This window comes from Microvirga sp. GN3, assembly GCF_055792825.1.
Genome location: NZ_JBVVAK010000224.1, coordinates 1 through 10,295, shown reverse-complemented (window position 1 = coordinate 10,295; position 10,295 = coordinate 1). Strand labels below are relative to the sequence as shown.

At 64.4% G+C, this 10,295-nt stretch carries 11 protein-coding genes, 1 pseudogene and 1 riboswitch; of the genes and pseudogenes, 3 read left to right on the top strand and 9 right to left on the bottom strand.

What is annotated here, in order from left to right; all coding sequences use genetic code 11:
- Window positions 1-379, bottom strand: a 379-nt coding sequence (locus ACS5Q1_RS43975) for a cytochrome ubiquinol oxidase subunit I (RefSeq protein WP_473104131.1), incomplete at its 3' end; no start/stop codon positions are given.
- Window positions 380-381: 2 nt separating this feature from the next.
- Window positions 382-966: a GbsR/MarR family transcriptional regulator gene (locus tag ACS5Q1_RS43970; RefSeq protein WP_473104130.1), complete on the bottom strand. Its 585-nt coding sequence runs from the start codon at window positions 964-966 to the stop codon at window positions 382-384.
- Window positions 967-1,180: 214 nt separating this feature from the next.
- On the opposite strand from ACS5Q1_RS43970, the gene ACS5Q1_RS43965 reads away from it, so the two are divergent.
- Window positions 1,181-1,423, top strand: coding sequence for a helix-turn-helix transcriptional regulator (locus ACS5Q1_RS43965; protein WP_473104129.1), 243 nt, complete (start codon window positions 1,181-1,183; stop codon window positions 1,421-1,423).
- A 61-nt stretch (window positions 1,424-1,484) separates the two neighbouring features.
- Here the strand turns inward: ACS5Q1_RS43965 and mnhG are convergent, their stop codons facing one another.
- The 7 genes and pseudogenes from mnhG to ACS5Q1_RS43930 all read right to left on the bottom strand — a co-directional run.
- Window positions 1,485-1,862, bottom strand: a complete 378-nt coding sequence (gene mnhG, locus ACS5Q1_RS43960; protein ID WP_473104128.1) for a monovalent cation/H(+) antiporter subunit G — start codon at window positions 1,860-1,862, stop codon at window positions 1,485-1,487.
- Window positions 1,859-2,143 carry a K+/H+ antiporter subunit F gene (locus ACS5Q1_RS43955; RefSeq protein WP_473104127.1) on the bottom strand — a complete coding sequence of 95 codons (285 nt, stop codon included), beginning with the start codon at window positions 2,141-2,143 and terminating at the stop codon, window positions 1,859-1,861. Before ACS5Q1_RS43955 ends, mnhG begins: the two co-directional genes overlap by 4 nt.
- Entirely contained in the window at window positions 2,140-2,628 is a 489-nt protein-coding gene (locus ACS5Q1_RS43950; protein WP_473104126.1) for a Na+/H+ antiporter subunit E, read from the bottom strand. The genes ACS5Q1_RS43955 and ACS5Q1_RS43950 overlap by 4 nt, the downstream gene beginning before the upstream one ends.
- Entirely contained in the window at window positions 2,625-4,256 is a 1,632-nt protein-coding gene (locus ACS5Q1_RS43945) for a monovalent cation/H+ antiporter subunit D (RefSeq protein WP_473104125.1), read from the bottom strand. Before ACS5Q1_RS43945 ends, ACS5Q1_RS43950 begins: the two co-directional genes overlap by 4 nt.
- A complete protein-coding gene (locus tag ACS5Q1_RS43940) occupies window positions 4,253-4,597 on the bottom strand; it encodes a Na+/H+ antiporter subunit C (protein ID WP_473104132.1) in 345 nt (114 codons plus the stop codon). The genes ACS5Q1_RS43945 and ACS5Q1_RS43940 overlap by 4 nt, the downstream gene beginning before the upstream one ends.
- On the bottom strand, window positions 4,597-7,533 hold the full coding sequence (locus ACS5Q1_RS43935; RefSeq protein WP_473104124.1) for a monovalent cation/H+ antiporter subunit A: 2,937 nt from the start codon (window positions 7,531-7,533) through the stop codon (window positions 4,597-4,599). Before ACS5Q1_RS43935 ends, ACS5Q1_RS43940 begins: the two co-directional genes overlap by 1 nt.
- A 274-nt stretch (window positions 7,534-7,807) precedes the next feature.
- Window positions 7,808-7,963 (bottom strand): annotated as a pseudogene (locus ACS5Q1_RS43930) (L,D-transpeptidase); the annotation flags it as partial.
- A gap of 635 nt (window positions 7,964-8,598) precedes the next feature.
- Window positions 8,599-8,687, bottom strand: a riboswitch (glycine riboswitch).
- Window positions 8,688-8,960: 273 nt separating this feature from the next.
- Here ACS5Q1_RS43930 and ACS5Q1_RS43925 point away from each other — a divergent pair.
- Both ACS5Q1_RS43925 and ACS5Q1_RS43920 read left to right on the top strand, forming a co-directional pair.
- Entirely contained in the window at window positions 8,961-9,536 is a 576-nt protein-coding gene (locus ACS5Q1_RS43925; RefSeq protein WP_473104123.1) for an HdeD family acid-resistance protein, read from the top strand.
- On the top strand, window positions 9,533-10,177 hold the full coding sequence (locus ACS5Q1_RS43920) for a TetR/AcrR family transcriptional regulator (RefSeq protein WP_473104122.1): 645 nt from the start codon (window positions 9,533-9,535) through the stop codon (window positions 10,175-10,177). The genes ACS5Q1_RS43925 and ACS5Q1_RS43920 overlap by 4 nt, the downstream gene beginning before the upstream one ends.
- The last annotated feature ends 118 nt before the right edge of the window (window positions 10,178-10,295 follow it).

The following is a 10,295-nucleotide window of genomic DNA, read 5'->3' as shown; positions in this document are numbered from 1 at the left end:
GTCGCCCGACGCGCCCCATGCCGAACAGCATGATGCCGAGGAAGCCGGCCTCCAGGAAGAAGGCGGTCAGGACCTCGTAGGCCATCAGGGGGCCGACGATCGGCCCGGCCTTGTCGGAGAACACGGCCCAGTTGGTGCCGAACTGGTAGGACATGACAATGCCCGACACGACACCCATGGCAAACGCCAGAGCAAAGATCTTGAGCCAGTACTTGAACAGGTTGAGGTAGACCTCTCGCCCGGTCCACAGCCACAGCCCCTCCAGCACCGCAAGGTAGCTCGCCAGCCCGATGGAGAAGGACGGGAAGATGAAGTGAAAGGAGACCGTGAACGCGAACTGGAAGCGCGCCAGGAGTAGCGCGTCGAACTGGTCGAACATTTTTACTTTTCCTTGGGGTCTTCGCGGCGACTTTTCTTCGAGCCCGGTACGACGAAGAGGCGATCCTTCATCTCCAGGATCTTCTGCACCTTCGAGCCCAGCGTCAGGAGCTGGACGAGACGCTCCGTGTCGAGCCGCTGCACATCGGCGTACCATCCTGTCAGAAGCTCGAAGAGATCGTGCATCTCCCGCATGCGCTCCTGCGCATGGCGTTCCTCGGCACTCGCGGGCTCCTGCATGAGCACCTCACGCAGGAGCGTCATGGTCGGGTCGATCTCCCGCTTCTTGCGTTCCTCGACGAGCGTGCGGACGATCTGCCAGATGTCGTCCGGGGTAGAAAAGTAATCGCGCCGGTCGCCGGGCTTGTGCTGGAGCCGCACGAGGTTCCAGGCCTGGAGTTCTTTAAGACCCATGCTCACGTTGGAGCGGGAGACACCAAGCCGCTCGACGATGTCCTCGGCGTTCAGAGGCTCCTTGGAAATGAACAGCAGGGCATAGATCTGGCCGACGGTGCGGTTGATCCCCCAGCGAGAGCCCATCTCGCCGAAGTGGAGCACAAAGGTTTGGACGAGAGGCGGGAGGTTCATGGAGATTCCGGAATTTCAGAATTTTCCGAAAAATCGGAATTGCATTGATCTAAGTCAAGTCAGTTCACGTGCTCCCAACCGCGCGTGACGCGAAGGCGTGTCTCCGGCTTGGCAGCAGCCGAAATCACCTGATGGCAGCTTGCACGGTTGGTCACAGCACCCTAGTTTCAACCATAATGGGTGACTTGGCGTTGCCCGCTCACGAGCATCCGGTATGCCGCTATTGTCTCCTGAACAGTGCCGTGCCGCCCGTGGCCTCTTGGACTGGACCCAGGAGGAACTCGCCGAACGTGCGAGTGTCTCGCGCAGTACCATCCGCGACTTTGAGAACAGCCGCCATTGCCTGCATTCCGGGACAGCGGCCCAGGTCGTTGAGGCCCTTGAAGCGGGCGGAGCTCTTCTGATCCCGGCGGACGACGCCGGACCCGGGGTGCGGCTCCGGAGGCCGCTGCCCTAGGGCTCGGCCTATCGGCGAAGATCGGACCGCGGTTCCCGTCGATCTACGGGATCCGACGTCCTCAGCCGTTTCCGGGCGGGACCAGGTTCTCCGCTTCCTCGACTGCCGGAACGTCCCTGCTGCCTTCTGTGCGGTCGCGGTGGAGAGCGGCCCGGACGAGCAGCATCAGGGTCACCGGGGTGGTCAAGGTGACGAACGCGGCGATCAGGACCTCGTGGATGACAGGACGTGTCTCGAGGACGCTGAAATAAAGGGCGGATCCGATCAGGATGCTGGCCATGCCGAACGTCGTGCCCAGCGTGGGAGCGTGGACGCGGGCATAGAAGGTGCCGAGCCTCAAGAGTCCGACTGATCCGATCAGGGTCACGGCCGCCCCCACGAACACGAGGAGGGACGTCAGCAGCACCACCCAGCCGGGTAATCCGTCAGCCACGGTCATTCGATCACCTCTCCGCGCATGAGGAACTTGGCAAGCGCTACGGTCGAGACGAACCCGAGCAGGCCGATGACCAGCGCTGCCTCGAAGTACAGCGTGCTGCCGGTGCGGACTCCAAACGTGATCAGCATCAGCATTGCGCTCATGTAGAAGCTGTCGAGCCCAAGGATGCGATCCTGCGCCCGTGGGCCCATGACAAGGCGATAGGTGGTGCAGCACATCGCCAGGCCGAGCAGGACCTGGGCCGAGGTGATGGCCCATGCGAGGATGGCGAGAGCGCTCATTCGAAGATCTCCACCAGCAGTCGCTCGTAGCGGCCCTTGATCGTCCGGACCCACACCGTCTCGTCGACCAGATCCAACACATGCAGCAACAGCGTTCCTTTCGCTTCGTCGTAATTCACCCAGATCGTGCCAGGGGTCGAGGTGATGATGATGGCAAGGACTGCAAGCCCGTGGCGGCTGCGCAGGTCGAGTGGAATGGTCATGAATCCGGCGTTCACCCCAGGCTCCCTGGAGCGCACGATGATGCGGCCGACGGCGAGGTTCGAGCGGAGAATGTCCACCAACACGACGCCCAGAAGCCGCAAGGCTGCCCTGGGGCGGCGAACGCGGGGCTTCTCGGGCCGCAGGGCCGCCATTGCCCATGACGCGAGAACGGCGATCACGCTGCCGAGGATGACATGGCCGGCCGAGACCGACTGGTTGAGCAGCAGCCACAGTACCAGCAAGGCCAACGAGAGCAACGGGTAGGGCAGGACGCCATTCATGGGCGCCTCTCCCCATTGGCGGATCCGGCCTCTGGGGCGTTCAGCACACCCGTGACGTAGTCCTGTGGCGTCTGAAGGGCCTTTGTCGTTGCCTCCATGTAGCGCATGGCCGGTCCGCCGCCGATCGTGAGGCCGAGGCAGAGCAGCAGGAGGGTAAGCACCGGGGTCATCTCGATGACGCGCACCCGCGGGATGCTGTCGTCCATGCGGGCCCAGAAGCTGCTGATGCCGGACCGCGTCATGGCAATCAGCGTCGCCAAGCCCGACACGGTCAGGAGGGCGATCATTGTCCAGGTCGAGGCCTGAACCGCGGTGCCGTCCGTCTCGAGCATCGCCGCCATCAGGGCGAACTTGCCGATGAAGCCTGAGAAGGGCGGCAACCCGGCCAAGAGGAGGGCGCAGGCGATGAAACTTCCCCCGAGGGTGGCGATCGTTGCCGGGATGGCGATGCCGATCTTGTCCTCCAAGCCCTCGTCATCGCTTTCGCCATAGGCCTCCATGGTGACGGCAAGCACGTCGGCACCGGGGTCGCGGATGCGCTCGACCAGCTCCACGAGCAGGAAGAGGGCGGCGATGCCCAGGGTGGAGCTGACCAGATAGAACAACATGGCGCCGATGACCGCCCCGTCGCCGAGGCCGATGGCGGCGATCAGCGTCCCCGATGAGATGAGCACGCTGCATCCGGCGAGCCGCGGCAGGGTCTGCGAGGCCAGGATGCCCACGGTGCCGAACACGATCGTCAGCATCCCTATGACGAGCAGCCCATTGCCGCCGAATCCGGCGAGCTGACCCGCCTCCGGGCCGAACACCAGCGTCCACAGGCGCAGGATGACGTAGATCCCGAGCTTGCTCATGATCGCGAACATGGCGGCGGCCGGCGCGGAGGCGGCCGCATAGGTCGTTGGAAGCCAGAAGTTGAGCGGCCATGCTCCTGCCTTCATCAGGAAGGCGGTGCCGAGGATTGCCGCGGCGGCCGCAACGAGGGTCGCGTCCCCCGGCGCAAGAGTCGGAAGTCGGTTGGCAAGGTCCGCCATGTTGAGCGTGCCAGTGGCGCCGTAAGCCAAGCTGGCTCCGATCAGGAAGAGAAACGAGCCGGTCAGATTGATGGCGATGTAGGCCAGGCCCGCCCTGACCCGCACGATCCCATCCCCGTGCAGAACGAGGCCGTAGGAGGCGGCGAGCAACACCTCGAAGAATACGAATAGGTTGAAGAGGTCTCCAGTCAGGAAGGCGCCATTGAGCCCCATCAGTTGAAGCTGGAAGATCGAGTGGAACCGCGGCCCGGCACGATGCCAGCGAGCGAGCGAATACAGCAGCGAGGCGAACCCGAGGATGCTCGTCAGCACCAGCATCAGGGCGGAGAGCCGATCGAGCACGAGGACGATGCCGAAGGGCGCTGGCCAGTTACCGAGTTGGTAGACCCTTACGGATGCTACGCCCGCTTCAGCGGAGGGCATGTCGGCGAGGCGCAGCAGAAGGACGGAGACGACCAAGAGGGCAAGCGTCGTGGCGATACCGATCCCGCCCTTGAGGATGCGGCGGCGTTCGTTGAGGAGCAGCATCACGGCCGCCGAAACCAGCGGCAGTAGGATCGGCACGATGAGCAGGTGGTCGAGCATGCCTGTCATGGTGCGTCCTCCCGGCCGTCCACGTGGTCGGTGCCCGTGAGGCCGCGCGAGGCCAGCAGGACGACGAGGAACAGGGCCGTCATGGCGAAGCTGATGACAATAGCGGTGAGCACCAGCGCCTGAGGCAGCGGATCGGCATAGAACGCCGGGTCGATGGCCTCGGCGTTTTCCAGAACCGGCGGTGCTCCGATCCGCAATCGGCCCATGCCGAAGATGAACAGGTTCACCGCATACGACAGCAAGGAGAGACCAATGATGACCTGGAACGTGCGCGGGCGCAGCAGCAGCCACACGCCCGAGGCGGTCAGGATGCCGACCGCGAGCGCGAAGATCAGTTCCATCATGCGTCCTCCTTCGTCATGTCGGGCGTTGTGGCGGGGAGTGGCGGACGGGCGGCTCGCGGGATTCGGACTGACTGGTGCGCCAGGGCGATCAGGATCAGAACAGTGGAACCTACAACGACCGCGAAGACGCCGAGATCGAACAGCAGAGCGGTGGCGGCGGGCACCTGACCGATGCCAGGCAGGTCCAGGTACCGGAAATGGGACGTCAGGAACGGGTAGCCGAAGACCCAGGCACCCATGCCGGTGAAGGCGGCGCAGAGCAGGCCAAGCCCAATCCAACTGATGGGAAGGATCCGCAGCCGCGCCTCGATCCAGCGGGTTCCGCCCGCCATGTATTGCAGGATGAGGGCGATCGACATAGTGACCCCGGCCGCGAACCCTCCACCCGGCAGGTCGTGACCGCGCAGGAAGAGATAGATCGCGACCACGATGATCACTGGGAACAACCATTGCATGATCACCGCGGGGATCGTGAGATAGTCGGCGAGGGTGTCGCCCTCGGTGCGGGCTGGGTTGGCCCTGTCATAGGCATCCTGCACCCGCTGCTGCTCCGGCGCCTCGACGCTTTCCGGCGCCGGGCGGAAGCGGCGCAGGAGCGAGAAGACCGTGATCGCCACCACGGCAAGCACCACGATCTCGCCGAAGGTGTCGAAGCCGCGGAAGTCGACCAGGAGGACGTTGACGACGTTGCGGCCGCCGCCCTCCGCGTAGGCGTTCTCGATGAAGTAACGCGAGATGGTGTCGGGGAGCGGCCGCGTCAGCATCGCATAAACGATCAGGGTCATGCCCGCGCCGGCTGCGACGGCGAGCATCAAGTCCCGGGCACGCCGAGTTCTGGCCTGGAATCCGATCGCGAGACCTTCGCCAGCGGTTTCGATCCGCTTCGGCAGCCAGCGCAGGCCAAGCAGGATCAGCACGGTCGTGACGATCTCGACGAGAAGCTGGGTGATGGCGAGATCAGGCGCCGAGAACCAGACGAAGGTGATGCAGGTGACGAGTCCGGCTCCGCCCATCAGGACCATGGCCGCGAGCCGGTGGTACTTGGCCTGGTGGGCCGCGCCGATGGCGCACAGCCCCCCGACGATCCAGAGCAGGAGGAAGGCGGGGTCGAAGCCCGTGGCTGGCCGGGAGCCTGCCTCAAGCCCTTGCCGGTAGAGCGGCCAGAGCGCCGCGAGCACCGCAAAGGCCACCAGCAATCGCAGTTGCGGCTGAAGCCGCTGGGTGCCGAACAGGCGCTCCAGGGAACGTGCCCATTTCCATGACAGGGTGACGAGCACCCGCTCGAAGATACGCTGGCCCTTGAGATGACGTACCAGGGGTGGGCCGTCGATGCCCTTCTTCAGATATCCCTGCAACAGCCAGTACAGGAAGACCCCACCGCCCAGGGCGATCATGCTCATGAGCAGGACCTCGTTGAAGCCGTGCCACACGGCCAGACTGTAAGGCGGAGTATCGGGGCCCAGGACCGCACGCACTGCCGTGGCAAGGAAGGGCTTGATGGTCATCGCCGGGAGGATGCCGACGAGCAGGCATGCCAGGACAAGGAACTCGACGGGAAAGCGCATCCAGTGCGGCGGCTCATGCGGCTTGCGTGGCAGATCGGTTGCGGGCGGGCCGAAGAACACGCCATGGATGAACCGCAGGGAGTAGGCGACGCTGAAGGCGCTCGCCAGCATGGCGAAGTACGGCAGGGAATGGTCGAGAAGCGAGTCGATGTGGAACGCCGCGGCCTCAGCAAAGAACATCTCCTTGGAGAGGAAGCCGTTGAGCAGGGGCACGCCGGCCATGGCGGCGGCCGCGACCATCGCCAAGGTCGCTGTGATCGGCATGAACCGGAACAGCCCGCTCAGGCGCCGGATGTCGCGGGTGCCGGACTCGTGGTCGATGATGCCGGCGGCCATGAACAGCGATGCCTTGAAGGTCGCGTGGTTGATGGTGTGGAAGATCGCCGCGACGGTGGCGAGCGGGCTGCTGAGGCCGAGCAGGAGGGTGATCAGGCCCAGGTGACTGATGGTGGAATAAGCGAGCAGACCCTTCAGGTCCTGCTGGAAGATGGCCGCGTAGGCCCCCAGGACCAATGTGCAGAGGCCAGCCGTCACCACGATGTAGAACCAGGCTTCCGTGCCGGACAACACCGGCCAAAGCAGGGTGAGCAGGAACACGCCGGCCTTCACCATGGTGGCCGAATGGAGATAGGCCGAGACCGGCGTCGGGGCCGCCATGGCGTGCGGCAGCCAGAAATGAAACGGGAACTGGGCGCTCTTGGTCAGGGCCCCAAGCAGGACCAGGATCAGGGTCGGCAGGTACAGGCTGCTGGCGCGGATCTGATTGCCCGAGGCCAGCACTTGGTCGAGGTCGTAGCTTCCGACGATGCGGCCGATCAGCAGGACGCCAACGAGCAGGCACAGCCCGCCGGTGGCCGTGACCGTCAGGGCCATGCGAGCGCCATCGCGGGCGCTGGCGTTGTGATGCCAGTAGCCGATGAGAAGGAACGAGAACAGGCTGGTCAGTTCCCAGAAGAAGACCAGCTGAATGAGATTGCCGGACAGGACGATGCCCAACATCGCACCCATGAAGGCGAGCAGGAACGCGAAGAAGCGCGGCACCGGGTCGGTGGGCGACATGTAGTAGCGGGCATAGAGCGCGACCAGAAAACCGATGCCGGTGACCAGCATGGTGAACAGCCAGGTGAAGCCGTCCATCCTCAGGGTGAAGTCGAGACCGAGGGTCGGCAGCCACTCGACACTCATACGCAGAACAACGCCGCGGTGAACGGCCGGGAATTGAACGGCCGTCAGGATAGTGCCGCACAGGGCGATGCCTCCGGCCAGGGAGGCGGCGCCGTTCCTGGCGTCCTGCCGCAGGAAGGCGGCAACGAGGCTCCCGATGAAAGGAAGGGCGACGATGGCCAGGAGGGGCGTGCCACTGGACATGGTTTAGGTGGTCTCCTTCCGGGTGGGGAGCGCGGGAAAACTCCAGAACTGGGGCGATATCGCCCAATATGGTTGACATTGATATCCGGGTGCAAGGGTAGGATCCGGAAAAACTAACATCTGGGCCCCTTGAGGCCGAAGTCGACCGATGGCGCCGGCACGGTCTTCCTGGCACCACCTCGACCCTGCAGCCCCTGTGGCCCATCGGTCGCCTTGCATCGGTCGCCTTGCACGAGACCCGGAGGCACGTGTGTGCATCGCCTCACTCGGACGATCACGTGGCTGGCTCCCTGTCGGCATCGGCGATGTGCGTGTCGGAGAGGACGACCACCGGGGCACCGACCGGGACGCGGCTGTACAGGTCGAGAATGTCGGGATTGAGCATGCGGATGCACCCGCTCGACACCGCCTCGCCGATGGTGCCGGGCCGCTCCGGGGTGTCGTAGGCGACTTCACGCCGGAGAAACTGCGGATCGACCATCGCGATGTCGGTGGCCGGGAGCGGAAACTTCTCGCTCGGCTGCGGCCCGTACATGGCGACGTAGGTCGGATGCGGTGCCTTGAGATCGGTGTGCTGAGGCGGCTGTGTCGAGACGCAGCCCGCCAGTGTCAGAGCCAGCAGGATGATGCCGACCGCTGCGGGGTGCATGGATGCGTTCTGACGGGGGAGGGGACGAGAAAGAGACATGGATATTTTGCTTTTTGATGGGGAGGTGAAGAGGATGACATCCGCCCGCCCGCAGCCGCCCAAATCCGTGATGGATGTGTGCGGTTCACGAGCGGGGAGTGGGCAGTCGGAGCGAGGCGGGGTTCAGCCAGTGAGCGTTTGCGCCGGGTTACCGGGCGTGCTGCTGGTCAACGGGCGCGGGTTCGCAAACCAGAATGGCCCGGCGTCGGTGCGCATGAGGATGGCGTGGGAAAGGCATGATCAGGCTCCGAAAGGCTCCGCACGCGGATGGCATGCGAGCCCCCTCTGTCATTGGCCTGAGAGCTTCATCGCAGCCTGCGATCGGCGGCGACTTACACCGTGGGCGGGAGCAGGGCACTCCGCTTTTCAGAGTGTTGCACTAACAAGCGGTCCTCGGTGCCTGAGAGTTTCCGGGGCGGTTGCTCCTTCGGCGGCCAGCACGCTGGCTCTCTCCCGCTTGCAGCGCTTCGAAACCTAAGCCGGTTTGGGGCGGAATTGTGAAGCTTGAACGCAACCCGGACCGCTTGCTGCCGATCTGAGTCAGAAGGCGCCGCCATGTTGCGGGAAGGGCACACGTTACGCGGCAGCCACGGCGTTCAGGGGCCGTCGCCGGGGCGATTCCAGCGGCGGTCAGGCGGATGCGACAAAAGCTCCAAAACCCTTGAAGCAACCAGCAACACGCAATAAATCATCATCTGTTGAATTATTTCGCGCGATGTTCAATCGGCATGGGAGAAGGATGATGAAATCGGCACTTTCCCGCTGGGACCAGGTCATGGTGCCGGATGAAGTCATTCCCAAGTGGGCCTGTTTCATTGTCGGCACCACCTTCTTCGCACTGAGCATCCTTGCCTTCGCCAATCTGCTGGTCGGTGCCGCGCCACCGGTTCGTTTCGTCGGTGCCATGATGGCCCTCGGCGCCGTGGCCCTGCTCCTTCATGCCATCCTCGTGATTGGCCGGAGCGGCTTCTATCCATGGCTGTTCAGCGGCATCCTCTACGGGGCCGCGGGCCTGATCGTTTACCTCGATCCGGGACTGGCCTCCGTGCCGTCGCTCCTCGGGCTCGTGCTCGCGCTCGGCATGTCGGGTAGCCTGCGCATCCTGACCGGCGTCCGGCTTCGGCCGCAGGTTGGGTGGAGATGGCTGGTGCTGTCGGGCGGCATCACTATCGCAGCAAGCGCGGTGGTCGCCATGGGGTGGCCCGTGGATCATGGGTGGCTGTTCGGTGCAGTGCTCGCGGCAGACCTCAGCGCCCAAGGTGTCGCGGCGATCGCGTTCGGGCTGGCGCTCAGGCCTCGAGGAGACCGGCTATGACCCGGGCCATGCAGCCCGTTCAGCGGCGACGCGGCCGGCCCCGGAAGTCGGAAAGCTCGCCGCACGACGGGATCCTGCAAGCCGCGTCGAGGGCATTTGCCCAGGGCGGATATGACGGCACCAACCTACGACGGATCGCGGCCGATGCCGGCATCGACGTGGCCCTGATCGCCCATCATTTCGGCTCCAAGCTCGATCTCTGGAAAGCCGCCGTGGACAGCCTCGCTACGCGGCTGTTGTTGGCGTACGAGGATGGGCCCGCTGCAACCACCGATGCCGACGTCGCGGATCGGGTCCGCTACGCCCTGCGTCACCTCATCCGGGTCAACAGCGACTTGCCCGAACTCGGCCTGCTGGTGAGCCAGGAGATGCACCAGGCCGGCGAGCGTCGCGATTACCTCTACGAACGCCTCGTGAGGCCGCACCACGACCTTCTGGTGCCACTCATCCGCGAGGCCATTGCGGCCGGCGTCATCCGACAGCAGGATCCGGAGATGCTGTTCTTCCTCCTTGTGACGTCGATCTCCACCTCGTCAGCACTCCGGCCGCTGATCGCACGCTTCTCCGAGATGGCCGGAAGCAGGGAGCGGTTCCAGGACGCGTTGGAGCAGAGCGTCATGGCAAACGTGCTGGCGCTTTAGCCCACCCTATTCATGAGACATGTTGATGTTTGCCGTTCTGGACTGCGATCGCGGGCGCTCGTTGCGTCTGTTTCATCGCGATGAGGTCTGGAATATGGGGAACGCGTTGGCAGGAGTT

Excerpts from the sequence above, each read along its gene's own strand:
- ACS5Q1_RS43940 (WP_473104132.1), bottom strand. The coding sequence starts at position 4,597 with ATGGAACTGATCTTCGCGCTCGCGGTCGGCATCCTGACCGCCTCGGGC.
- ACS5Q1_RS43955 (WP_473104127.1), bottom strand. The coding sequence starts at position 2,143 with ATGAGCGCTCTCGCCATCCTCGCATGGGCCATCACCTCGGCCCAGGTC.
- ACS5Q1_RS43935 (WP_473104124.1), bottom strand. The coding sequence starts at position 7,533 with ATGTCCAGTGGCACGCCCCTCCTGGCCATCGTCGCCCTTCCTTTCATC.
- ACS5Q1_RS43920 (WP_473104122.1), top strand. The coding sequence starts at position 9,533 with ATGACCCGGGCCATGCAGCCCGTTCAGCGGCGACGCGGCCGGCCCCGG.
- ACS5Q1_RS43950 (WP_473104126.1), bottom strand. The coding sequence starts at position 2,628 with ATGAATGGCGTCCTGCCCTACCCGTTGCTCTCGTTGGCCTTGCTGGTA.
- ACS5Q1_RS43925 (WP_473104123.1), top strand. The coding sequence starts at position 8,961 with ATGATGAAATCGGCACTTTCCCGCTGGGACCAGGTCATGGTGCCGGAT.
- ACS5Q1_RS43965 (WP_473104129.1), top strand. The coding sequence starts at position 1,181 with ATGCCGCTATTGTCTCCTGAACAGTGCCGTGCCGCCCGTGGCCTCTTG.
- ACS5Q1_RS43970 (WP_473104130.1), bottom strand. The coding sequence starts at position 966 with ATGAACCTCCCGCCTCTCGTCCAAACCTTTGTGCTCCACTTCGGCGAG.
- mnhG (WP_473104128.1), bottom strand. The coding sequence starts at position 1,862 with ATGACCGTGGCTGACGGATTACCCGGCTGGGTGGTGCTGCTGACGTCC.
- ACS5Q1_RS43945 (WP_473104125.1), bottom strand. The coding sequence starts at position 4,256 with ATGACAGGCATGCTCGACCACCTGCTCATCGTGCCGATCCTACTGCCG.